Here is a 23,574-nt window from a genome sequence, read left to right as displayed (position 1 = left end):
GGGGCCTGCCTGTGCGGGAAGCGCCGGGTGGGTAACGCGGAGCGGTGGGGGGCTGGTGTCTCAGGTGCCGTGCGGCTTCGGCGTGCCGTATCGGGCGAGCATGGTCAGCACCGCTTGATCGACCGCGTTCATGACGGAGGAGTCGTCGGGCTCCCAGGTGGCGAGCAGCATCCGCGGCCAGAACACGTAGTTGGAGATCATCCCGAGGAACTGGGTCGCTGCCGTCTCGGCATCGTCGAGCAGGACCGTACCGGCGGCGTCTTCCGCTGCCAGGTAGCGGCGGACCGACTCGAAGTAGGGCATCTTGCCGAGCCTGAACTGCGTCTCGCCGAGCTCCGGGAAGCGCGGTACCTCGGCGATGACGATGCGGAAGAGGGCGGCCATGCCGGGCTGGGTGAGAAGCGCCACGTACCGGCGTCCGATGATCTCGAGCCCTTCGCGGAGGTTCCCTGGCTCGGGGAGTGGCACCTCCTCGTCGTCGACCTTCCAGTACTCGGTGACGATCGCCTCGAACAGGGCCGCCTTGGTGGTGAACTGCTTGAACAGAGTCGCCCTCGACACCCCGGCCGCCTGGGCGATGCGGGCCAGCGAGGTGCCGTCGTAGCCGGAGTCGAGGAACAGCTTCGTCGCTGCCTCGATGATGGACGTCCGCTTCTGCGCTGCCACGCGCCGGTGGTACTCCGAAGGCTGTGCCGTCATGCCGTCCAGTATGCCCCTCGCTACGAGGTGAGTCACTTGACTCACCTCCGGGCCTCTCTTACGTTGGGAGGGAAGGTGAGTCACTCGGCTCACCATAAATCCGACTGAAGGACGCGCATGAAACGCTTTGAGGGCCACACCGTCATCGTCACGGGCGGCAGCGGGGGCATGGGCAGCAGCCATGTGCGGGGCTACTACGCCGAGGGGGCCAACGTCGTCATAGCCGGCCGCGACGACGACGCGGGCCGCGCCCTCGCGGCTCAGCTCGGTCATCGGGCGCTGTCCGTTCACCTGGATGTCGCCAGCGAGGACGACTGGGCCGCGGCGGTGCAAGAAGTCGAAGGCCACTTCGGGCCGGTCACCATCCTGGTGAACAACGCGGGCGTCCAGAACCCGGCGGCTCCTGTCGAGCACACGGAACTCCGTGTCTGGGAGCACACCTTCAGCGTCAACGTCACCGGCCAGTTCCTCGGCATCAGGGCCGTGGCTCCGTCAATGCGCAGGGGCGGCGGCGGAACCATCGTCAACATCGCCTCGACCATGGCCCACGGCGGCACGGCCTTCTACGCCCCCTACACCGCCAGCAAGTGGGCGGTGCGCGGGCTCACCAAGACGGCCGCGCTGGAGCTGGGACGGGACAACATCCGGGTCAACTCCATCCACCCCGGCGTCGTCTCCACACCGCTGATCAACGAACCCACCGTGGCAGGCCAGTCGGCCATCGCCGACCTGTACTCGCCCGCTCCCTTCGCCATCCCCCGCCTCGCCGAACCCTCTGAGATCACCCACCTGTTGCTTTTCATCAGCTCCCCGGACGCATCCTTCGCTACGGGCTCGGAATTCGTCCTGGACGGGGGTCTGCTGCTCGGCCCCGCGCTCCCACCCGAAGCCGACGTCGCAGCTTGAGCTGGCCTGGCAGTACGGAGCGTGCCGTCGGGGGCGCACCAGCCTCAACGCTGTGCCGCAGGGGGACGCTCGCAAGGGGAGGTGTCCGCGCCCGCCGCCTCGGCAAGCGCCAGGACCTGCGGTAGGGGCACGTCGGTACCGACCCGGCGTGAAGCGCGGTTGTGTCCGCCTCCGAACGCCCCCGGTGCCACCACCAGCCTCGTGTCCGCTGCCTACGCACCTCGTTGTCCTCGCTGCACGTTGTTCTTGCCGGTGGGCAGATGGGGGCTGGCATGCGGAACGGGGAGGGGAAGGTCCTCTGGGGTGTCTGCGCGGCGGTGTCCCTGGTGCTGGCGGTGCTGTGGGTGGCGGCGGACGCGGACGCCGCCTCCGCCGCGGCCTCGGTCCTCGCCACGGTCATCGCCGTGTTCGGCGCGCTTTCGGTGTGGAGTCGGCGCCGCTCTCCCGGCCGGGCGCGATCCGACGACGACCAGCTGACCCGGGCCCAGGAAGCCCTGGCCCGGCTGGTGCGGGCGCAGTGGCGCGAAGAGGCGCGGCTGCGCGGTCTGTACACCCCGCTGCCGCTCCCCGTGACCTGGTCGGACTCGCCGGGGGAGGAGGCGCGGGGCCACGTCCCGCTGATCGGCGGTCCGGTCTCCTGCCAGGTGGACAGGCCGGAGGAACTGGCCGCGGTCCTGGGCCCACCGCCCCTTCCCCGCCGCCTCGTGGTCCTCGGCCCGGCGGGTTCCGGCAAGACGACCTTCGCCGTGCTGCTGGCGCTGGCCCTGCTCGACGCCCGCACCCCGGGTGACCCGGTGCCGGTCCTCCTCACCGCGGCCTCCTTCGACCCCGACCGGGAGAACGGCACCGTCTGGCTGCGCCGCCGCGTCGCCGCTGACTACCCCTCCCTCACCGACGCCGACGCCTACGGCCCGAGCGCGCTGGACGACCTCCTCGAAGGCCATCGCATCCTGCCGGTCATCGACGGTCTGGACGAACTTCCCGAGTCCGCCCGGCAAGCGGCCCTGCTGGCGCTCAAGGACGCTTTCGACCCCTCGGCCCCGCTGGTCCTGACCTGCCGGACCGAGGCCTTCCGCGCCGCCGCGGCCGGGGCGGGCCCGCTCGTCGGTGCCCCGGTGATCGAGCCCGCTGCCCTGCGTGCCGCGGACTCCTTCGAGCAACTGCGCCTGGCCACGGCGGCTCCGTCCCGCACGCGCTGGGATCGTGTGGCCGACCACCTGCGGGACCACCCCGACGGCGCCCTCGCGCAGGCCCTCACCAGCCCCCTCAACGTGGCCCTGGCCCGGACCGTCTACGCCGAGGGCACCGGCGATCCCTCGGTGCTGCTGGGGCTCGCCACCCGGGAAGCCGTTGAGGACCACCTCCTCGACGCCGTGGTGCCCGTCACCTACGAGCGCGCCCGGCGCCGGGACCCGGGCCGCCGTCACGGACCCGGGGAAGCCCACCGCCACCTCACCCGTCTCGCCCGCGGGATGGCACGGCGGCGCACCTACGACCTCGCCTGGTGGCGGCTGCACGACGACGTGCCCACGGTCGCCCGTGCCTGGTCCCGTGCCACCGTGCTGGCGGGTGCACTGGTCCTCCTCACCCTGCTCGGCTGCGCCGTCGCACGGCTTCTGCCGGGGGTGCCACCGCCGGAGCCGGGAGTGGCCGAGTGGTATGCGCAGTCCGCTGCCGCAGCGGTGTGGTGTGTGTGCCTGACCGCCGCGTGGATCCCCGCCCGTCCCGCGGGCGCGGCCCTCGGCGCCGCGCTGGCAGGCCTCGCCTTCGCGGTGCCCGGGATGACGGTCGACCCGGTACGGGAGGTGGGGCCCTTTTGGTACGCGGTCGGCTGCGTGTGCGTCTTCGGCTTCTCCTACCTGCTCGTCCTGCATCCGTGTGGGCTCCCCGCACCGCCGCCCGTGCCGAGTCGTGGCACGCTCGCCCCGGCGCACCGGTCCCGCAGGCTCGCGCGGGCCGCGCTCCTCGTCGCCGGTACCACGCTCCTCACCGCCGTCGCCCTCTGGCTCTACGGCCTTGTCGTGCCCCCCACCGCACAGTCCGCCACCCGACTCTGGACATACGGCCTGGGCTTCGGCGTCCTCTTCGGCACCGGCCAGGCCCTGCTGTACTTCATCCGCGGCACGACAACCGCTGACGACCGCGTGCACCCTGCGGCGACCGTCCGCGCCGACCGCCTCTTCACCCTGGTGAGCTGCTGTGCGGCGCCGCTGTTCATGGCCATGCCCTGCGGTCTCCTCCTGCTGCTGCAGGGCAAGACGCAGGCGGCGGAGTTCGTCGGGCTGCTGCTCGGCGTGGGACCCACCGGTCTGGTGCTCGCCCTCGCCGCCCGCGCCTGGCCGTACTACACCGCCGCCCGCCTGCTGCTCGCCACCCGCGGCCTGCTCCCCTGGCGCCTCCAGGCGTTCCTGGACGACGCCCACCGGCTCGGCGTCCTGCGACAGGTCGGCCCCGTCTACCAGTTCCGCCACGCCCGCCTCCAGGAACGTCTCGCCCACCGCGCCCCGGTCCCGGCCCCCCGTCCGGACACTCGCCCGACCCCAGCTCCCTTTCACTGAGAACCCGCCGCGCCGGGAGCCGATGCGTCGCACATCGTCGAGGCCCTCTGTGGCGCGGAGGTGCTCTCAGGCGCCCGTGGCCCATTCGAGGCCCAGGCGCACAGCGCATCCGCCTGATGGCCTGTCAGCCCTGCCCCGCCGCAGTCCGGTGGCGCGGGCCGGGGCTGGCGGAGCGGTCGCGGGCGTGACCTGCCTGAGTAGCGCTGTCCCGTCATGGTTCAAGGTGAGCCTGTCGGGTATTTGCGCCGCCGGACTGTGCTCCGCGCGAGCGTCCCGGAAACGGAGCGTGGCGCGGGGCCGCTGTTCCCGCCTGGTGGCGGTCCTCATGGTCGTCCGGCTCGGGGACGAGGCCGTCGGCGACCAGGCCCGCCAGGACGGCCTGCCCCAGGGTCTGTACGGCGGACTGGGGGCGAACCATGACGGTGAACTCCTTGATGCGGCCCGTCTCGTCGAACTGGAGCAGGTCGATGCCGTGGATCTGCTTGCCGTGCACGGTGGCCCGGAAGAGCAGGATCACCGATGGAGCTGGTGTGCCGTCGGCGCTGGTCTCGGCCGTGCCGTCGAAGTGTCCGATGTAGCGGAAGTCGTCGAACGTACGCAGCAGGACGCCGAAGAGGCCCAGGACCATGGGCTTGCCCTCGAAGGGGGTGAACTTCACCGGGCTGTATAGGCGGATGTCCTCGGTGAACAGCTCGTCCAGCGCCGCGAGTTCGCCCTTCTCCACTGCGGCGCGGAAGCGTTCGGTGGTCTCCATGGCGTCTCCTGGTACTCAAGGATATGACTAGTCATTTTCTTGAGTATGATGCAGTGGCGGACGAGGAAAGGGAAGGGGCTGCTTCGATGGCCTTGCGGCATGCCGTGCTGGCGGCGCTGCTGGACGGCGAGTACAGCGGATACCAGCTGGCGAAGGCGTTCGACGTCGGCGTCGCGAACTTCTGGCACGCCCTGCCCCAGCAGTTGTACGCCGAGCTGACCAAGCTGGAGAGAGAAGGGCTGGTCGAGGGTCGGGAGGTGGTGCAGCAGACCCGGCCCAACAAGCGTCTGTTCCAGGTCACCGACGCCGGTCGTGCCGAGCTGGAGAGGTTCGCCGCAGCCGTGTCGAAGCCCTCGTTCATCCGCGACGATCTGCTCGTCAAGGTCCAGGTCGCCGACCGCATCGGCACCGCACCGGTGATCGAACAGCTCGAGGAGCGAGCGTCCGCGGCCGAGGCCAAGATCGAGCTTCTCGGCAAGCTGCTGCGGCAGTTGCGCGGCGATGCGGACGAGGAGGAGTTCCTGCGCCGAGGCGAGCGGATCGGGCCGTACCTGACCTGCCTGCGTGGCCTGAGCTTCGAGCAGGAGCACCGGGACTGGTGCCTGCGGATCGCGGCCGTTCTCCAGGAGAGGCAGTCGACCCATGCCGAGCGGTGAGTACCTGCGCTACGTCGCCCTGGGCGACAGCCAGACCGAAGGGCTCGGCGACGGGGACGACACCGTCGGCCTGCGGGGTTTCGCCGACCGGCTCGCCGAGCACCTCGCGGCCGTCGACCCCGGGCTCCGGTACGCCAACCTGGCCGTCCGGGGACGCCTCGCCAGCCAGGTGCGCACGGAACAGCTGGGGCCCGCCCTGGCCCTGCGACCCGACCTGGCCACCGTCGTCGCCGGGGTCAACGACCTGCTCCGGCCCCGGTTCAACGCCGCGGAGGTGGCCGGGCACCTGGAGGAGATGTTCGCCGCGCTCACCGCCGCCGGGGCCCACGTGGTGACCCTCACCTTCCCCGACGTGGGAAGGATCGCGCCCCTCGCCCGGCCCGTCAGGTCCCGCGTGTTCGACCTCAATGCCCGCATCCGGGCCGCGGCCTCCCGGCACGGGGTCACGGTGGCCGAGACCGGCCGACAGGCCGTCGCCACCGACCCGCGGCTGTGGACCGCGGACCGGCTCCACGCCAGCCCTCTCGGTCACGAGCGAATCGCCGCGGCCATCGCCCAGGCCGTCCACCTGCCCGGAAGCGACGACGCCTGGACGCTCCCCCTGCCGCCGCAGGCAGTCCCCGGGCGATGGCAGGCCGCAGGGGCCGAACTGCGCTGGGCCGCCGCGTTCCTCGGCCCCTGGCTCGGACGCCGACTGCGCGGTCAGTCCTCCGGCGACGGCCGCACCGCGAAGCGTCCCCAGCTCCTGCCGCTGAGTGCCGCGCCCGACAGCCCCGCGGACACCGCTCAGCGGGAATCCGCGTAGGGGGAGCACCGGCCCCCGGGCGTTCTCGTGGGATCAGACGGGCCGGTGCGCCGACCTCGCGGTGGACGTCAGGAACGGCTGGAGGGCCGCCAGCATCTCCTCGGGGGCCTCTTCGGCCGGGTAGTGGCCGCAGCCGGGGATGACCACGCTCTCCACGTCGTCGGCGGCGAGCCGCATGGTCTTCTCGACCAGGTCGCCGGAGTTGCCCGCCCCGGCGATCGCCAGGACGGGAACGGTCAGCCGCCGGGCCCTGCGCCGCTGGTTCTGCGCGATGGTGGTGTCCAGCGCGCGATAGAACGCGAAGCTGGCGCGCAGCGCGTCGGGGTCGGACGCGAGCGGGCCGACGTAGTGTTCGACGGCGTGGTCGGGCAGTTTGCGTACGGCCTTGGTGGCGAACTGGTGCCCGAAGAAGACGCGTTCCCGGCCCTGGACGAGCAACTCGTTGAGTTCGGCGAGGCGGTTGAAGGTGAAGTGCCAGAGCCGGTCGTTGGCTCGGGCGTCGTCGGGGAGGAGCGGCGGCGAGGGAGAGAGGCCCGGGACGGCGGCCTCGGCGACGGCCAGGCGGTCGAGCCGCTCGGGGTGGTCGGCGGCCAGCGCGTAGCCGGTCCACATGCCGACGTCGTGACCGACCATGGAGAAGCGCTGATGCCCGAGCGCGGCCATCAACGCCACCATGTCGGCGGCAAGGGTGCCCGTGTCGTAGCCGTGCCGCGGCTTGTCCGACAGCCCGACGCCGCGCGGGTCGACCGCGACGACCCGGAAGTCGGCGGCCAGCGCGGGCATGAGCAGCCGCCACGCGTACCAGCTCTGCGGCCAGCCCGCCAGGAGCAGCAGCGCGGGTCCCCGGCCGCCGGTGACCGCGTGCAGGCGTACGTCGCCGGTGTCGACGTAGCGGCTGGTGAAGGTGTCGGTGAAGCCGGGCGGCAGATGCGGGGCTCCGGTGACCGAGCCGGGGCCTTCGGGCAGGGGTGCGTTCACGGTGTTCCCTTCTCGTGCAGACGCCTCGCACGCTATGGCATCTTGGACTGAACAGTCAAAGATAGTTTTACCGTTCAGTCCAAGATGTGGGTAGGATCGCGGCGGGACCACGAACCGGGGAGGTACGGCATGTCAGGCCGCAAGCAGTTCGACGTCGGCGCCGCCCTGGACCAGGCGATGCGCGTGTTCTGGCAGCGCGGGTACACCGATGCCTCGCTCGACGCCCTGGGCGCTGCCACCGGCCTGGGCCGCGGCTCGATCTACGGCTCGTTCGGCGGCAAGGGCGCCCTGTTCCGCCAGTGCCTCGACCGTTACGCGGCCACTTACGGCGTCCAGTACGAGGAGGCGCTCGCCGCGCACTCCGACGATCCGGTGCGCGCGGTCGAGGCGTTCCTGGATGTCGTCCTGACGCGCATCGCCGACCCGTCGGTCCCCGCGGGGTGCCTCATCGCCCAGTCCGCCGCGCAGTCGGCGATCCTCGGCGAGGAGAGCGGCGGCCATGTGCGCGCCCTGCTCGACACCCAGCGCCAACGCGTCCGCGGGGCGCTGGCGGCGGCACCGGCCGACCCCGAAGTCCTCGACGAACTGGCCACGTACGTCGTCGCCATCAACCAGTCGCTGGCCGTGCTCAGCCGCGCCGGTGTCTCCGACGCCGAACTGCGTTCCGTGGCCCGGCTCGCCCGCACCACGGTGGCCGATACCCTCGCCCGGGCGGCGGCGTAGCGGGGCCTGCTTCGCGCGGCGAACCAGACCGGCACCGTCCCTGCCCGCGTCCCCTCCCTCACCCCCAGCCACCCATGGGCGGTCCTCGCGAAGGTTTCCGGCGCGGGCCATGGTGTGCCGCGCCACACCCCGGGCAAGTGGTCCCGGACCGCCGGGACAGGGGAGGATGGGCCGTCATGAGCAAGCCACCTGCGCGGATCCGGCTCGCGGATGCCGCCTTCGCCCTCTTCGACGAGCGGGGTTACGAGCAGACGACCGTCGACGACATCGCCGAGCGGGCGGGAGTGGGGCGTACGACGTTCTTCCGGCACTACCGGTCCAAGGAAGCCGTCATCTTCCCCGACCACGACCGGCTGCTGGACCTGATCAAGGACAGGCTGGCGACGTCCAGCCACAGTACGGCCCTGGTGGCGGTCTCCGACGCGGTGCGGCTGGTGCTGCTGCACTACGTCGAGGAGGGCGATCTCGCCCGCCGCCGGTATGCGCTGACCAGCAAGGTGGCCGTGCTGCGGGACCGGGAGATCGCGAGCGTGGCGCGCTATCAGAGGCTGTTCCGGGAGTTCATCGCCGACTGGATGGGCGGCCCCACGGCCTCGGCGTCGCTGCGGGCGGAACTGATGGCGGCGGCGGTCGTCGCGGCCCACAACCACGTGCTGCGGCGGTGGCTGCGGGACGAGTCCTCGGACCCGGTGCGGGAGGTCGACGAGGCGATGCGGGAGGTGCTCGGACTGTTTCCGGCACCCGCCGGGCAGGCAGTCGCCCGGGAGGGCGACGGCACCACCGTCGTCGCCTTCCGCAGCGGGCAGGACCTCGACACGCTGCTCCCCTCACTGCGGCGGCTGATCGAGGGGACGTCCTGATGTGCTGACCGCCGGGGCGGTCGTGCGGGCGTGGAGATGCCGATGTCTTCGAGCTGACTAGAGTGGTGAGAGGGGAGCCATCCGGGGGACCGCCCGGGGACCACCCGGGGGCCACCCGGGGCCCACCCGGGAGACCATCTGGGGGAATCACCCGCTCTGGGGGTCCGGAGATGCCTGCACAGCCACAAGCGGTTCTGGACGCAACGGAGATCACCCAAGCCGTTCAGGACCTCAACCACTCGGTGACCCTGATCGCGGGCAAGACCACCGTCGTCCGGTTGTACCTCCGGGGTACCTCCGGGCCCGCGGTCTCCGTGCGGGGCGCCATCGCCGTCCGCCGTTCCCCGGCGGAACCGGCCACCACCATCGCCTCGCTCAACGCGATCACCCTCGATCCGGCCCAGCCCCACGACCTCGCCACCCGCCGCGGGGACGCCGGTCTCAGTCTGAACTTCGTCCTCCCCGGCTGGCTTACGACCGAAGGCGCGCTCAGCGTCAGCGCGGTGCACGTCGTCGACGCGGCCAGTGGTCTGCCCCTGCCGCTGACCGGCCCGGCCGGTCCGACGGTCTGGTTCACGTCGGGGCCGCCGCTACGGGTGCGCGTGCTGGGCATGCGCTACAGGTTCGGCAGCCCGCCCAGCGCGCGCAGCCCGAGGGAACTGGACTACCAGGCGTTGCTGTCCTGGCTGAAGCGCGCCTACCCCGTGGCCGAGGTCATCGGCACGCGCGGGGTCGTCGACGCGACGGCCACCCCCGACTTCACCTCCAACGAGGTCAACGCCCAACTCGCCGCGATCCGCGTCCTGGACATGAGCGCGGGGGGCGACCAGCGCACCCACTACTACGGGATGGTCGCCGACAGCGGCTTCTACATGCGTGGCTCGGCCGCCGGGATACCGTCGCTCCCCGACCCCACCACGGTTGCCTCGGGACCGACGGGGCCCGGCAGCTTCGGCTGGGACTTCGACGGCGTGTACGGCGACTGGTACGGCGGCCACGAACTGGGCCACACCCTCGGCCGCAGACACCCCGGCTTCTGCGGGGAGAGCCACGACGACCTGCTGAACTACCCCTTCGACAACGGCCAGCTCGGCGACGCGACCCACGGCTACGTCGGCTTCGACGTGGGCGACCCGGCCCTGGGACTGCCCATGCGGGCGCTGCCGGGGGAGCGCTGGCACGACGTGATGACGTACTGCGCTCGTCAGTGGCTCAGCTCGTACACCTACGAGGGCGTCCGGCGCCGTCTGCTGGCCGAGGACGCGCTGGTGTCGGGCGGCGGTCCGGCGGCGGAGCCGGTTCCGATGCCCGCGACACCGCTGTGGGCGGCGGCCTCCGCGGCCGGGTTCGGCAGCGGTGCCGGGCGGCCCGACGAGCGCGACCCGGCCCGGCCCGTCACCACCGTGCGCGAGACCGGTCCCGACGCGCGGGCGGCGGGTCCCGGGCCGGACGGCCACGGAGCCGGGCAACTCGTCAGCGTCGTGGGGACGGTGAACCTCACCCGCCATGAAGGCGGCATACGGTTCGTGCACCCGGTGGGGCCCGCGGCCGTGCTTCCGGGCCCGGCGACGTCCGGTGGCTTCCCGGGCGAGACGCGGGACGAGGGCCCGATCGCCGTGCTGCGCGTTCTCCAGTCGGGCGGGGCACCGGCCCAGGAGGTCCAGGTACCGGTGAAGTTGGACTCGGAACCGGAACCGGGCGCCGACCGCACCGGTCTCATCGACGCCGTGACCCCCGTCGGAGCCGCCCCCGAGGCCGTCCAACTGGTCCTGGAAGGCCAGGTGGTGGACACCTTCCACCCCGCGGGCAGCCCTCCGGAGCTGCGGGCCGCGCGGCACGCGGGAGCGGCGGACGGCATGCTCCGGATGGCCCTGGAGTTCGACCAGGCCACCGAAGCCGCATCCGAACCCGACTACTCCTTCTCCGCCCAGATCAGCGCGGACGGCGGCCACACCTGGCGGACCATAGGCGTCGGCCTCAAGTCGCCCGTCGTCGACGTGGACCGCGGCCAGTTCCGGCCGGACGACGACGTACGGCTGCGCATCACGACGACGAACGGGTTCAGCAGTACGACGGCCGAGACACGGCTGTCCGACGGCTGACGGGAGTTGAGGGAGACGGCTGACAGGGGAAGGGAGTGACGGGGGATGGGAGAGAGACGGCTGACGCGGGGCGTGCGACAGGGGGCTGACGCGGGGCGTGCGACAGGGGGCTGACACGGGAGTGCGACAACCGGCCGACGCGGGACGCGCGACAACCCGCTCAACCGACCGCCCGCACCAACGCCCCCGGTTCGCTCCCCAGGTCGTACATCTGCCACATCAACAGGCCCCCGTCGTCGGACGGCCCGATGACCACGCTGCCCAGCGCCGCCTGCTCGCAGGCGTCCGTGCCCTCGCTGTCGTCGTCGAAGCCGAGTTGGGCCGGGCCGTAGCCGAGGCCGCCGTTGATGGTGGCCAGGGTGTGGTCGTACTCGCAGCGCGCCCAGCCGCCGGTGGTGATGATCTGGCCACCCGCCGGGCCCTGTTCGATGGTGAGGAACTTGCCGGTGCCCTTGTTCTCCAGGTCGACGAACTCCCACTTGCCGAGGTACTCCTCGGGGACGGGCGCCTGACCGCTCGCGGCCCGGACGAGTTCCAGGGCGGTGTCGCCGCCGGTCCACTCGACCGCGCCCTCGCCGCTCAGCGTCACCGTCTGCGCGGACGGCGGCGCCCCGCACTCCTCCCGGCTCTCGTTGTCGACCGTCTGCTCGGTGACCCAGCGGGCCGCGCCCAGGGTGATCGAGTCGCCGTCGACGGAGCGGAGCGGACTGGTGGCCTCGCACAGGGAGTGGTAGCCGAGCCGGGTGTAGGTCGCGAGGGGCTGGCCTCGCGTACCCGCCTTCAACTCGACGCGTACGCGCGGTGGACGGGCCATCCCGTCGTCGGTCTTCACCTCTCCCTCCCACGCCCCGACCAGCGACTGGGGCATCCGCTCGGTGCCGGTGGCCGCCGACGCGGAGGGCGAGGGTGCCCCGGACGCCGATGCCGATGCCGACGCCTTCGGCGAGGTCGTACCGGTGGGCCCCTGCGCCCCCTGCTCCCCGCCGTCCCCCGAACCCCCGCCCGGCCGGAGCACCGCGAACACCACCGCCGCCGCGATCACCGCCAGCACGGCACCGAGCACGGCCAGACGGCGCCGCTTCCGCGTCGGCCCGGCGCCGGAGGAGGGCGGTTCCCCCGGCGGCGCGGGGGAGTCGACGACCGTCGGCTCCGGTCCGTCGGCGTCCAGCAGCCGGGACGCGTGACTGCCGAGGTCGGCGAGGAGTTCGGCGGGCAGCCAGGGCGCCTCGGACGCGTCGGACGGCCGCGTACGCTCGGCGAGTTCGGTGGTCCCGGGGCGGTCGCCCGGGTCCTTGGCCAGGCAGTCGCGGACGAGGTCGACCAGTTCCCCGGGCAGTGCGCTCAGGTCGGGCTCGTCCTGGGCGATACGGAACATCAGGGCGTGCAGGCCGATCTCGGAGGTGCCGAAGGGCATCCGGCCGGTCGCCGCGTAGGCGAGCACGGAGCCGAGGGAGAAGACGTCGGAGGCGGTGGTGACCCGCTCGCCCCGGATCTGCTCCGGCGACATGAACCCGGGCGATCCGATCACCGCGCCGGTCCGGGTCAGCCCGCCGCCGGTGACGGTGTCCAGGGCGCGCGCCACACCGAAGTCGATGACGCGCGGCCCGTCGGCCGTGAGCAGCACGTTGGACGGCTTCAGGTCGCGGTGGACCAGGCCCGCGTCGTGGATCGAGGCCAGCGCGAGGGCGAGCCGGTGGGCGAGGGAGCGCACGGACGCGGGCGGCAGCGGCCCGTATCCCTCGGCCACGACCGACTCCAGCGAGGGCCCGGGCACATACGCGGTCGCCACCCACGGCACCTCGGCCCCGGTATCGGCGTCCAGCACGGCCGCGGTCCACTGCCCGCCGACCTTCCGCGCCGCCGCCACCTCACGTGCGAACCGCTCCCGGAACTCCGCCTGGCGCGCCAACTCCTCCTGGACCAGCTTGACCGCGACGATCCGCCCACCCGGCGCCCGCCCCAGATAGACCCGCCCCATCCCCCCACTCCCGAGCCGCCCGAGCAGCCGGTACGCGCCTATCTGCGAGGGGTCGTCGGGGGCCAGTGCGCGCATGGCACCGGATCTTCGCACACCCCCGCACCAGGACGCAGCCCGCGTCCGAGAGCCAAGGGCCCAGTACGGCGACGGCGGCCACCGCGCCAGTACGGCGGTGATGACCCCCACAGGCAGCAGCACAACCGGAGCCCCTTGAGCGGCAGACCGGCGCGGGCCGCGTTGCGGCGGCGCTCCCCGATGACCGCCCCGTCCTCACCCCGGCTGCAGGACGCGCCCCGGGGCGCCCCCGAGAGTGGCTGTTCAGGGCCCGCCGATCCAGTCCTCCGTCACCCCGTGCAGGGCCGCCTCCTCGGCGGGGCGCGGGCGGGAGTCGTCGACCTGGTACGACAACTGGTCGAGGACGGCGGCGACGCCCGCCACGCGGGACGTCATGCCGACCGCGACGGCGATGTCACTGCGCCGCTCGAGGCGGCCGGTGAGCGTGACGACGCCGTCCCGTACGGTGACGTCTACGGCCCGGGGATCCAGGGAGAGCGTGTCGGCGAAGACCTTCTGGCGTACCTGGCGGCGGATGTCCTCGTCGGTGCTCAGGAAGACCTGGAGCAGTTCCCGCCGGGTGACGATGCCGACGAGCCGGTCCTCCTCGTCCACGACGGGGAGCCGTTTGACGCCGTGCTCGGCCATGATCCGGGCGGCCTCGGGGACCAGGGCGTCGGCCCGTACGGTCACGGCGGGCGCCGTCATCACCGCACCGGCCGTCCCGTCGCCCGGCGGGCGGAGCACGAGGTCCCGCTCGGCGACCACACCGACGACCCTGTCGTCCTCGTCGAGCACCGGCAAGCCGCTGACGTGGTGCTTCCGCAGCCCGCGTACCACGTCCTCCAACGGTGTGCGGCGGTCGGCGGTGACGACGTCACCGACCATGAGCGCGCCGATACTGGTGGCCTTCATCGCTTGATCCTCCTCGACCGGTCGCGGATCACGGCACACCCGGCCCTGGATGTCACTCCTTCCGGACTCCCTCAGGGGCCCGCCTTCCGGACCCCTCAGGGGTCCACGTTTTCAGCGTCCGCCCTACGGCAGCTCCGACACAGGGGCTGAGCGGGCCCCCGGGCGGGCCGACTGGCCCTAGGTGTACTGATCACGAGCGTTGCCAACGTCGGCTGGGCTTGGTCATGGCGAAGACCTCCGGTGTGGTGGAGCTGTCCAGGACTGCGCCGCACGGAGGTCTTCGCGTCCCACCGTCATGCCCGGCTGACCGTTCACGGCAGGCGGCTGCTCGTCGAACGCGTCCGCCGCCGGTCGGCCGACGGCACCTGGGACCGGCTGCTGGCCCACGTCCCACAGCACTCCGACGCCGTTGGTGGCGTCGACTGGACCGTGGCATGCGTCGACTCCACGACCGTGCGGGCTCACCAGCACGCGGCCGGGGCCCGGGAAGGATGCTCTGGCCGGGCGAGGCGACGGGCCGGTCCCGCGGCGGGCTGACGACCAAGGTCCTCCTTGCCCGCGACGGGCAGGGCCGACCGCCCGCTTTCACGGCCCCGTCGCCGGGATCACGCCGTGGAGGCGGGCCTACCGGCCCCGTCGCCCGGATCACGCCGCGGACGCGGGCCTACCGGCCCCGTCCGGCCCGCCCCGCCACCGGCAGCCCCAGCTCGCCGGTGACCGCCCCGGGATGCCCGACCGTGCCCAGGCTGAGCAGGACGTGCCGGTCGGCGACCTCCTCCGCGGTGAGGGGGCCGTCGGTGCGGTACCAGTTGGCGACGCCCTGGCACAGGACGAGGACCGCGCGGACCGCGTCCGCCGGGATGGGGGTGGTGAAGACGCCCTGGGCGCGGCCCGCCTCGACGGTGTCGAGGAGCATGTGTTCGAGGTAGTCGCGCAGGGCAACGTAGCGGGCCCGGTTCTGCGGCTCCAGGCTGCGGATCTCGGTGTCCAGGAAGGCCAGGCCCTTGCGGTGGGCCATGTACAGGACGATCGACTCGACCATGCCGCAGAAGCGGCGCAGCGGGTCGTCACCGGCCTCCGCGGCGGCGGCCCGGCAGCGGTCCAGGACGTCCTTCATGGACGTCTCCAGGAGCGTGGTGAGCAGGGCCTGCTTGTTCTCGTAGTGGTAGTACAGCGCGGGCACGGTGACACCGACCCGGCTCGCGATGTCGCGTACCGAAGTCCCGTGGTAGCCCTGCTCGTTGAAGGCACGCATGGCGTGCAGCAGGATGGGGTGCAGATCGAGCGGCCCGTACGAGCGCCAGTGCTGTGCGGGGCGTGCGGTGTCCTGGCCCGGCTCGGTGCTCAACGGCTCTCCCTCGACGTAGCGAAACCAATCAAAGCTTACCGATCGTTCAGCCGACCCGGTCCCTTCCCCGTGATCGGCGTCAAAAACTCCCTCACGCAAGGGAGTTGACCTGCCCACCGCGCGCTCCTACGTTCTTAGCGAACGCTCAGTATGGGGGAAAGGCCACCACTGATGGAACTGTCCACGCCCCTGACGTACGCGGGCGACCCACGCACCGCCGCCGACCAGGCCGCCGCCCTGGAGTCCGCGGGGCTCGACGCCGTCTGGGTGGCCGAGGCCTACGGCTTCGACTCCCCGACGACCATGGGCTACCTGGCCGCCCGCACCGAGCGGCTGCGGATCGGCTCGGCCGTCCTCAACGTCTACTCCCGCACCCCCGCCCTGATCGCCCAGACCGCGGCCGGGCTCGACGCCCTCACCGGCGGCCGGGCCCTCCTCGGCATCGGCGCGTCCGGGCCGCAGGTCGTCGAGGGCTGGCACGGCCGCCGTTACGACCGCCCGCTGGGCCGCACCCGCGAGGTGATCGAGCTGTCCCGGCGGGTCTGGCGGCGGGAGGTGATCGAGCATCACGGCATCACCGAGCTGCCCCTGCCGCCCGAGCGGGGCACCGGGCTCGGGAAGCCGCTGAAGCTGCTCACCCGCCCCGTCCGCGACACCATCCCGGTGTACGTCGCCGCGCTCGGCCCCGCCAACGTCCGGATGACCGCCGAACTCGCCGACGGCTGGCTGCCGTTCCTCTACGTCCCCGAGCACGCCGCCAAGGTCTGGGGCGACCCCCTGGCGGAGGGCGCCGCACGGCGCGATCCGGCGCTCGGCCCGCTGTCCGTCGTAGCCGGGGGACTCCTCGCCATCGGCGACGGCGCCGAACAGGTCCGCGAGCTGATGCGCCCCACCATCGCCCTCTACGTCGGGGGCATGGGCGCGCCGGGCCGCAACTTCTACCACGACCTGGTGTGCGCCTACGGCTACGAGGCCGAGGCCGCCGCCATCCAGGAGCACTACCTCGCGGGCCGCAGGAAGGACGCGGAGGCCGCCGTACCCGACGAACTGCTGGAGCTGGTCAGCCTGGCCGGTCCCGAGGGCTATGTGCGCGACCGCGTCGAGGTGTTCCGTGAGGCGGGCGTGACCATGCTCAACATCACCCCCGTCGGACCCGAGCCCGCCCGGCTCGTCGAGCGAGTGAGGAACTGGCTGTGACCATGCGGCGCGACCTGTACGGGCCCGAGCACGAGGCCTTCCGTGAGACCGTGCGGACCTTCCTCGCCAAGGAGGTGCTCCCGCACCACGAGCGCTGGGAGCGCGAGGGCGTGGTGGACCGCGAGGTGTGGCGGTCCGCGGGGCGGCAGGGCCTGCTGGGGCTCGCCGTCGACGAGGAGTACGGCGGCGGGGGCACCGCCGACTTCCGGCACAGCGCCGTCCTCATCGAGGAGTTCGCCCGCGCCGGTGCCTCGGGGCTGGCCCTCAGCCTGCACAACGACATCGTCGGGCCCTACCTCACCCGCCTCGCGAACGACGAGCAGCGGCGGCGCTGGCTGCCCGGCTTCAGCTCCGGCGAGATCATCACCGCCATCGCCATGACGGAACCCGGCGCGGGGTCGGATCTGCAGGGCATCCGCACCACCGCCGTCGACCGGGGCGACCACTACCTCCTCAACGGCGCCAAGACCTTCATCTCCAACGGCGTCCTCGCCGACCTGGTCGTGGTGGTGGCCCGCACCACCCCCGAGGGCGGCAGCGGCGGGCAGAGCCTGCTGGTCGTCGAGCGCGGCATGGCGGGCTTCGAACGCGGGCGCAACCTCGACAAGATCGGCCAGAAGGCCCAGGACACCGCCGAACTCTTCCTCCACGACGTGCGCGTGCCCAAGGCGAACCTGCTGGGGGAGGAGAACCAGGCCTTCGCCTACCTGATGGCCAACCTCGCCCAGGAACGGCTGGCCATCGCCGTCGGCGCGGCGGCGGCCGCCGAGGAGATCCTCGACATCACCACGCGCTACGTGAAGGAGCGCGAGGCCTTCGGCAGACCGCTCGCGCGGCTCCAGCACATCCGCTTCGAGATCGCCGAGATGGCGACGGAGGCCGCCGTCACCCGCGCCTTCCTGGACCGCTGCGTCGCCGAGCACAGCCGCGCCGAACTCGACGCCGTGCACGCCTCGATGGCCAAGTGGTGGGCGACCGAACTCCAGAAGCGGATCACCGACCGCTGTCTGCAACTGCACGGCGGCTACGGCTACATGACCGAGTACCGGGTCGCCAAGGCGTTCGTCGACGGCCGCATCCAGACCATCTACGGCGGTACGACGGAGATCATGAAGGAGATCATCGGCCGGTCCCTGCTCGGCTGAGGGCGCCCGCCCTCCCGGACGTTCCACCCCGACCCGCAAGGAGGCTCCGATGACGTCAGCCCCGCGCACCACTGGGGAACAGCCCGCGGCACCGGCCGAGGCGACCCTGCCGCTGCTGCTGGCCCGCAATGCCCGGCAGTACGCCGACCTGCCCGCGCTGTCCTGGCGGGACCCGGACGGCGACACCGGCTGGGCCACGCTCACCTGGGCACAGGTCCGCGAGCACACCACCCGGCTCGCGGCCGGGTACGCGGCGCTCGACGTCGGCGGCGGCGACCACGTGCTGCTGATGATGGCCAACCGGCCCGAGCACTGGCTCTCCGACCTGGCGCTGGTCCGCCTCGGCGCCGTCCCCGTGAGCGTCTACGGCACCTCGGCGCCCGAGCAGATCACCCACATCGCCCGCAACTGCCGGGCCCGGGTGGCCGTGGTGGAGGGGGCGGCGCAGGTGGAGGTGTGGGCGCCGGTGCTGGCCGACCCCGATACCCCGCTGGAGCGGCTGGTCGTGGTGGAGCCGGAGGCGGTGGACCCCCAAGGCCCTCACCATTCGTACGCCGCCCTGCACCGGGAGCCCGTACCCGAGGAGTTCGGCAAGGCGCTGGACGCCGCCCGGCCCGAGGACCCGCTGACCGTCGTCTACACCTCAGGTACCACGGGCGAGCCCAAGGGCGTCGTACTGAACCACCGTCATGTGCTGGCCAACGCGCTCGCGCTGGACGGGGTGGTGGAGCTGCCGCCGCACGTCGAGCACATCTGCTATCTGCCGTTCGCCCATATCGCCGAGCGGATGCTGGGCATCTACCTGCCCTGCCACCGCGCCGCGCACGTCTACCTCTGCGCCGACCCGACGGGCGTCGGCGACATCGTGCGCAAGGTGCGTCCGGCGCAGTTCTTCGGGGTGCCGCGGGTGTGGGAGAAGCTCGCGGCGACCGTACGGGCCGTGCTGTCGCTGATGCCGTCCGAGCAGCGGCGGGTCATCGACGACGCGGCGCGGGTGGCGCGCGAGCACGTGGAGTACCGCGAGCGGGGCGAGGAGCCGCCGCGGGAACTGCAGGAGCGCTACCTCTGTGCCCGTACGGAGGTGCTGTTGCCGCTGCTGGCCGCGGGCGGGCTGGACCGGGTGACCTGGGCGGCGAGCGCCTCGGCGCCGATGCCGATCGACGTGGTGCGGTTCTGGGCCGGGTTCGGGATCGTGATCATGGATGCCTGGGGGCTGACCGAGACGACCGGGGTGGCGACCACCAACAGTCCGCGGACCGGCTTCCGGCTGGGGTCGGTGGGGCGGGCCGTGGGGACGGTGGAGATCCGGACCGCCGCGGACGGCGAGATAGAGGTGCGCGGCCCCTCCGTCTTCTCCGGCTATCTGCGTGAGGACGGGTCGGTACGGCCCGCGGTGGACGCCGACGGCTGGCTGGCCACCGGTGACATCGGCCGTCTGGACGAGGACGGGTATCTCTGGCTCACCGACCGCAAGAAGGAGTTGATCATCACCTCCACGGGCAAGAACGTCTCCCCGGCGCTGGTGGAGAACGCGCTCAAGGAACACCCGCTGATCGGACAGGCCCTGGTGCACGGCGACAACCGCTCCTATCTGGTCGCCCTGCTGGTGCTCGACGCGGAGGCCGCGCCCGCCTGGGCCGCGGCGCACGGCATCCCGGCCGGGACCGGGCTTCCCGAACTCGCCGAACACCCCGCCGTCCGGGCGGGGGTGGAAAAGGCGGTGGCCGCCGCCAACGCCCGGCTGAACCGCACCGAGCAGGTCAAGCGGTACCGGCTGCTCGCCCAGGAGTGGGGTCCGGCGACCGGTGAGCTGACGCCGTCGCTGAAGATGCGGCGCCGGGTCATCCGGGACAAGTACGCGGTGGATCTGGCCGCGCTGTACGAGGGCTGACTCCTCGACCCCGGGCGGGTTACAAAGTTATCGTAGATGTTTCATGGTCTCTCGACCGGCCGGGTGCCGGTATCGTGAGGAGCACCATGAAGACTTCCGCGAACGACTCCTTGCTCGCCCGGGCCCTCACCCAGCCCGAGACGGAGGAGAAGGTGGCGCGGCGCATCCTGGACGCCGCGCTGGAGCAGTTCACGACCTTCGGCCTGCGCCGCTCCTCGGTGGACGACGTCGCCAAGCGTGCCGGGGTCTCCCGGGTCACCGTCTACCGGCGCTTCCAGAACAAGGACAACCTCGTCGAGGCCTGTCTGCTGCGCGAGGGCAGCCGGTTCTTCCAGCAGTTGGACACCGCGGTGGCGGCGCTGCCGACCATGGAGGAGCGGGTCGTCGAGGGCTTCGTGGTGGCGCTGCGCCATACCCGCGCCCATCCGCTCTTCGGCGGGCTGCTGCGCCTCGAACCCGAGGTGGTGCTGCCGTATCTGACGGTGCAGGGCGGCCCCTCCCTCACCGCCACCGTCGACTATCTGACGGCCCATCTGCGCCGCGCCCAGCAGGCCGAGGGCAGGCCCGGCTCCGATCCGCGGCCGGTAGCCGAACTCATGGTCCGCGTCGCCGTCTCCTTCCTGCTGAACCCGGCGAGCTGCATCGAGATGGAGGACGACGACCAGGCGCGCGCCTTCGCCCGCCGCTACCTGGCCCCGCTGCTCGACGCCTGACCGGCCGTTCAGTGCCGCCGGTGCAGTCCCCGGGCCAGCCGCACCGCGCGCTCCCTGGTGGCCTCCGGGACGGTGAAGGACGTCAGGTTCACCGGCGGCGCGAACCGCCGCACGGTCACCGACTGCACGGCCGTGAACGCGCGCAGCCCCTCCGCGCCGTGGATCCGCCCGAACCCGGAGTCCCCCGAGCCGCCGAACGGCAGCGCCGGTACGGCCGCGAAGCCGAGCACCGAGTTCACCGACACGGCCCCCGCCCGCAGCCGCGCCGCGATCGCCGCGCCGGTGCGCCGGTCACCGCAGAACACCGCCGCCCCGAGGGCGTAGCGCGAGGCGTTGGCGCGGGCCACCGCCTCGTCCACGTCCGCCACCGGGTTGACGGCGACGGTCGGACCGAAGGTCTCCTCCGTCATCGCCGCCGAGTCCTCCGGCACCCCGGCCAGCACCACCGGGCCGACGTACGGCCCCGCCACCGACTCCGGGCCGCCCAGCAGCGCCCGCGCCCCGGCCGCCAGGGCCGCGCTCACATGCCGCTCCACCACCGCGGCCTGCCCCGGCAGCGTCATCGGCCCGTAGGCCGCGTCCGGCGCCGCCCCCGGCCGTACCGCACGGGCGCGTTCCACCACCCGCTCGCACAGGGCGTCGTAGACCTCCCGTACCGCGTAGACGCGTTCGACGCCCGCGCAGGTCTGCCCCGCGTTGCCCAGCGCCCCCCACACCACGGCGTCGGCGGCGGCGTCCAGGTCCGCGTCCGCGGCCACGATCACCGCGTCCTTGCCGCCGCACTCCGCGAGGAACGGCGTCAGCGACCCGGCGCACACCGCCATCACCTTGCGCGCGGTGCCGGGCGAGCCGGTGAACGCCACCTTGTCGACCCCGGACCGGGCCAGCGCCTCACCGGTCGCCGCCGCGCCGGTGACGGTGGTGAGCACCCCCGCGTGCTCGGGCACCGCCTCGTCGAACAGCGCGGCGAGCAGCCCGCCCGTGCCCGGCGTCAGTTCGGACGGCTTGAACACCACGGCGTTCCCGGCCGCGAGGGCGTAACCGATGGAGCCCATGGGGGTGTAGAGGGGGTAGTTCCACGGCCCGATCACGCCGACGACCCCGAGCGGCCGGTGGACCAGTGTGGAGCGCTGATGGGCGGCGAACAGCCCGCTGGGGACCCGGCGCCGCCGCAGCACCCGCCCGGCGTTGCGGGCCGCCCACGAGAGGTGCTCCAGGGTGAGGACGACCTCCAGCTCGGCGTCGCCGGGCGGCTTGCCGGTCTCGGCGGCGATGGTCCGCGCCACCTCGTCGAGGGAGGTGGCCAAGGCCCGCTTGAAGCGCAGCAGATGGCCGCGGCGACGGGCGTGCGGCAGGGCGGCCCAGGCGGCCCCCGCGCTCCGGGCCCCGGCCACCGCGCGGGCGACCTCCTCCGGCCCGGACAGGGGGTGCTCGGCGATCGGCTCACCGGTCGCGGGCGCGTACGAGGTGAAGGTCGCGGCCCGGGGCGCGGTGTCCGGGGTCGTGTCGGTCATCGGGGCTCCTGGTGGGGGAGGCTGTGCATGATGTCCCGGCGCGGGGGCGCCGCCTCGTCCGGGAGCGGTGCGAGGGGCCTGGTCCGTGCCCAGTGCGGGCCGAGGTCGTCCAGCGTCCAGCCGAACGGGTAGCTGCGCGGCTTGGGCCGCCGGGGCAGCCGCTCCGGGCGGGGAGGCAATCGCCGTATCACCGCGGCGCGGGCCCGCAGGGCGCGATGGGCGGCGGCGCGGATCCAGCGCGGCTGCGGGCGGAACCCGAGCGCGGTGAGCAGCGGTTCGTCGAGCACGGCGAGCGTGGCGCGCGCCGCCAGCGGGCGCAGCGGGGCCGGGTACCAGTCGGTCATGACGCGCAGGGTCGCCGCCGCGACGCGTCGGTTGGCGGGGTCGTAGGTGAACATCTCCCGTTCGTAGGCGTCGTGCAGTCGCTCGAACTCCGCGTAGTCGGCGGGCAGTCCGCAGATGCCCATCAGCTCCCCGATGCGCCGTCCCACGAGGGCGAGGCTCTCGGCCTCCGGCGCGGACAGCGGGCGCCAGCCGTACCGGTCGATCCAGCGCTTGGGTCCGACCACCGTGGTGGCCAGGACGTACAGGTAGTCCTCGTTGGGGATCCGGTAGCGGCCGTGGATGCGGTTGAGGTGACGGACGGTGGCCCGGCCGTGCTCGGAGTCCAGTCCGTCGCGGACCATCTCGTACGCCATCAGCACCGTGTCGTCGTAGCGCTTCTGCCCGGCGCGCTCGAACTCCTGGGTGCGGTCGAGGAGTTGGGAGATGCGGGGGACGCCGTAGTCCCGCAGGAAGGCGGCCGAGACGCCGTTGAGGTAGTCGCGCGGGAACTCGTACTGGGTGATCCACCGGAAGATCTGCTCGTAGTCCTGGGGCGGGTCCATCTGCTGGATGCGGTGGAGCCGACGGTAGCGGCCCATGCGGTCACCCCTCGATGAGTCGAAGTTACAAAAACTATCGACTTGTTTCAGGGGGTGCGTCAATACTCGGGTGAGGGGTTCCGGGTTTCTGCGGCCGGGCCGACGTCCGCGGCCGACCCGGCCGGTGAGGGACCGTCAGCGGCCGGTCCACGAGTGCGCCACGTCCACCACCACGCGGTCGGTGAGCGTCAGCACACGGAAGGGCAGCCGGGCGCGGACGCCCAGCCCGATCTGGGTGTCCCCTTCGAAGCTGCCGCCGAAGCGGGCGTCACGGAAGGTCCGGTAGCCGGTGAGGTCCACGCCGGGCAGCGGGCGGCCCGGCCGGGCCGGATAGGTGGGGGCGCCGGTGTTCGGGTCGTAGGAGGGCGCCATCACGCGCACCTCGATGACGGCACCGCCGGCGACGGGGATGACCCGGCCCGAGCCGTCCTGCTGGAACTGCTTGACGTACCGCACCCAGTAGCCGGTGCCGGTGCCCGCGCCGGGGACGTCGATGACCATCCGGTCGAAGCAGGTGTGGCGGCCGGTCCTGACGTTCCTCACCGGAGCCGTCGCACTCGCGTCACGGGCCTTGTCGAGGCTGCCCCAGCCGGTGGGGCACGTGGTCTGCGTGACGGCGGAGGTGGCGGGGGCGGCCTGCGCGGGAACGGCCGGGACCACCATCGCGGCGCTCATCAGCGCCAGCGTCACCCAAGTTATTCGGTTTCTTCTCATTTCGTCCCCCGACGAAGCGAAGGGTTGTGGTATTGGGTGAGACAACCGCCTTGCCGGGAAGGTTGCACTACGCCCGAAGAATCTGTTGAGGTCAGAGTGCCCCCTGGGTGGCCGCCTGCCAGTAACCTGGCGTGGGCGGAA

Annotated in this window: 19 protein-coding genes and 2 pseudogenes; 12 read left to right on the top strand and 9 right to left on the bottom strand. The window is 72.6% G+C overall.

Annotated elements, in window-relative coordinates; genetic code table 11:
• Window positions 1–60 precede the first annotated feature (60 nt).
• The gene (locus ACFVQG_RS01565) at window positions 61–699 is read right to left on the bottom strand and encodes a TetR/AcrR family transcriptional regulator (protein WP_383375547.1); all 639 of its coding nucleotides are present in this window, start codon (window positions 697–699) and stop codon (window positions 61–63) included.
• A gap of 117 nt (window positions 700–816) precedes the next feature.
• Between ACFVQG_RS01565 and ACFVQG_RS01560 the strand changes: the two genes are divergently transcribed.
• Both ACFVQG_RS01560 and ACFVQG_RS01555 read left to right on the top strand, forming a co-directional pair.
• Window positions 817–1,605, top strand: coding sequence for an SDR family oxidoreductase (locus ACFVQG_RS01560; RefSeq protein ID WP_383375544.1), 789 nt, complete (start codon window positions 817–819; stop codon window positions 1,603–1,605).
• Between the two features lie 272 nt (window positions 1,606–1,877).
• Window positions 1,878–4,163: an NACHT domain-containing protein gene (locus tag ACFVQG_RS01555; protein ID WP_383375542.1), complete on the top strand. Its 2,286-nt coding sequence runs from the start codon at window positions 1,878–1,880 to the stop codon at window positions 4,161–4,163.
• A 334-nt stretch (window positions 4,164–4,497) separates the two neighbouring features.
• On the opposite strand, the pseudogene ACFVQG_RS01550 reads toward ACFVQG_RS01555, so the two are convergent.
• Window positions 4,498–4,917: pseudogene (locus ACFVQG_RS01550) on the bottom strand (nuclear transport factor 2 family protein); the annotation flags it as partial.
• A gap of 86 nt (window positions 4,918–5,003) precedes the next feature.
• On the opposite strand from ACFVQG_RS01550, the gene ACFVQG_RS01545 reads away from it, so the two are divergent.
• Both ACFVQG_RS01545 and ACFVQG_RS01540 read left to right on the top strand, forming a co-directional pair.
• Entirely contained in the window at window positions 5,004–5,573 is a 570-nt protein-coding gene (locus ACFVQG_RS01545; RefSeq protein WP_383375540.1) for a PadR family transcriptional regulator, read from the top strand.
• Complete coding sequence (locus ACFVQG_RS01540; protein ID WP_383375537.1) at window positions 5,560–6,378, top strand: SGNH/GDSL hydrolase family protein; 819 nt, start codon at window positions 5,560–5,562, stop codon at window positions 6,376–6,378. The genes ACFVQG_RS01545 and ACFVQG_RS01540 overlap by 14 nt, the downstream gene beginning before the upstream one ends.
• 33 nt (window positions 6,379–6,411) lie before the next feature.
• Here the strand turns inward: ACFVQG_RS01540 and ACFVQG_RS01535 are convergent, their stop codons facing one another.
• Window positions 6,412–7,356: an alpha/beta fold hydrolase gene (locus ACFVQG_RS01535; RefSeq protein WP_383375535.1), complete on the bottom strand. Its 945-nt coding sequence runs from the start codon at window positions 7,354–7,356 to the stop codon at window positions 6,412–6,414.
• A 129-nt stretch (window positions 7,357–7,485) separates the two neighbouring features.
• On the opposite strand from ACFVQG_RS01535, the gene ACFVQG_RS01530 reads away from it, so the two are divergent.
• The 3 genes from ACFVQG_RS01530 (at window position 7,486) to ACFVQG_RS01520 (ending at window position 11,041) form a co-directional block, all read left to right on the top strand.
• Window positions 7,486–8,079, top strand: coding sequence for a TetR/AcrR family transcriptional regulator (locus ACFVQG_RS01530; protein WP_383375533.1), 594 nt, complete (start codon window positions 7,486–7,488; stop codon window positions 8,077–8,079).
• A gap of 176 nt (window positions 8,080–8,255) precedes the next feature.
• Window positions 8,256–8,939, top strand: a complete 684-nt coding sequence (locus ACFVQG_RS01525; protein ID WP_383375531.1) for a TetR/AcrR family transcriptional regulator — start codon at window positions 8,256–8,258, stop codon at window positions 8,937–8,939.
• Window positions 8,940–9,109: 170 nt separating this feature from the next.
• A complete protein-coding gene (locus ACFVQG_RS01520) occupies window positions 9,110–11,041 on the top strand; it encodes a hypothetical protein (RefSeq protein ID WP_383375529.1) in 1,932 nt (643 codons plus the stop codon).
• A gap of 160 nt (window positions 11,042–11,201) precedes the next feature.
• Here ACFVQG_RS01520 and ACFVQG_RS01515 read toward each other — a convergent pair whose 3' ends face one another.
• The gene (locus tag ACFVQG_RS01515; protein WP_383375527.1) at window positions 11,202–13,094 is read right to left on the bottom strand and encodes a serine/threonine-protein kinase; all 1,893 of its coding nucleotides are present in this window, start codon (window positions 13,092–13,094) and stop codon (window positions 11,202–11,204) included.
• Window positions 13,095–13,337: 243 nt separating this feature from the next.
• Window positions 13,338–13,988 (bottom strand): CBS domain-containing protein, encoded by a 651-nt coding sequence (locus ACFVQG_RS01510; RefSeq protein WP_383375525.1) that lies wholly within the window; start codon window positions 13,986–13,988, stop codon window positions 13,338–13,340.
• 333 nt (window positions 13,989–14,321) lie between these two features.
• Between ACFVQG_RS01510 and ACFVQG_RS01505 the strand changes: the two are divergent.
• A pseudogene (locus ACFVQG_RS01505) lies at window positions 14,322–14,582 on the top strand (IS5/IS1182 family transposase); the annotation flags it as partial.
• Window positions 14,583–14,652: 70 nt separating this feature from the next.
• Here the strand turns inward: ACFVQG_RS01505 and ACFVQG_RS01500 are convergent.
• Complete coding sequence (locus ACFVQG_RS01500; protein ID WP_383375523.1) at window positions 14,653–15,336, bottom strand: TetR/AcrR family transcriptional regulator; 684 nt, start codon at window positions 15,334–15,336, stop codon at window positions 14,653–14,655.
• A 171-nt stretch (window positions 15,337–15,507) separates the two neighbouring features.
• Between ACFVQG_RS01500 and ACFVQG_RS01495 the strand changes: the two genes are divergently transcribed.
• The 4 genes from ACFVQG_RS01495 to ACFVQG_RS01480 all read left to right on the top strand — a co-directional run bounded on the left by ACFVQG_RS01495 (window position 15,508) and on the right by ACFVQG_RS01480 (window position 20,282).
• Entirely contained in the window at window positions 15,508–16,533 is a 1,026-nt protein-coding gene (locus ACFVQG_RS01495; protein WP_383375521.1) for an LLM class F420-dependent oxidoreductase, read from the top strand.
• A 2-nt stretch (window positions 16,534–16,535) separates the two neighbouring features.
• On the top strand, window positions 16,536–17,678 hold the full coding sequence (locus tag ACFVQG_RS01490; RefSeq protein ID WP_383376490.1) for an acyl-CoA dehydrogenase family protein: 1,143 nt from the start codon (window positions 16,536–16,538) through the stop codon (window positions 17,676–17,678).
• Between the two features lie 49 nt (window positions 17,679–17,727).
• Window positions 17,728–19,569, top strand: coding sequence for an AMP-dependent synthetase/ligase (locus ACFVQG_RS01485; protein WP_383375519.1), 1,842 nt, complete (start codon window positions 17,728–17,730; stop codon window positions 19,567–19,569).
• Between the two features lie 86 nt (window positions 19,570–19,655).
• Window positions 19,656–20,282 carry a TetR/AcrR family transcriptional regulator gene (locus tag ACFVQG_RS01480; RefSeq protein WP_383375517.1) on the top strand — a complete coding sequence of 209 codons (627 nt, stop codon included), beginning with the start codon at window positions 19,656–19,658 and terminating at the stop codon, window positions 20,280–20,282.
• Window positions 20,283–20,290: 8 nt separating this feature from the next.
• Here the strand turns inward: ACFVQG_RS01480 and ACFVQG_RS01475 are convergent, their stop codons facing one another.
• From ACFVQG_RS01475 to ACFVQG_RS01465, 3 genes are all read right to left on the bottom strand, one after another.
• Window positions 20,291–21,796, bottom strand: a complete 1,506-nt coding sequence (locus ACFVQG_RS01475) for an aldehyde dehydrogenase family protein (protein WP_383375515.1) — start codon at window positions 21,794–21,796, stop codon at window positions 20,291–20,293.
• Window positions 21,793–22,719 (bottom strand): oxygenase MpaB family protein, encoded by a 927-nt coding sequence (locus tag ACFVQG_RS01470; RefSeq protein ID WP_383375513.1) that lies wholly within the window; start codon window positions 22,717–22,719, stop codon window positions 21,793–21,795. The genes ACFVQG_RS01475 and ACFVQG_RS01470 overlap by 4 nt, the downstream gene beginning before the upstream one ends.
• Window positions 22,720–22,854: 135 nt before the next feature.
• The gene (locus ACFVQG_RS01465) at window positions 22,855–23,433 is read right to left on the bottom strand and encodes a hypothetical protein (RefSeq protein ID WP_383375511.1); all 579 of its coding nucleotides are present in this window, start codon (window positions 23,431–23,433) and stop codon (window positions 22,855–22,857) included.
• Window positions 23,434–23,574 lie beyond the last annotated feature (141 nt).

The organism is Streptomyces sp. NPDC057877 (assembly GCF_042796855.1).
In the GTDB taxonomy this organism is placed as follows: Bacteria; Actinomycetota; Actinomycetes; order Streptomycetales; family Streptomycetaceae; genus Streptomyces.
Note: the sequence above shows the minus strand (reverse complement) of the source record. Positions and strands in the feature narration are given on the sequence as shown.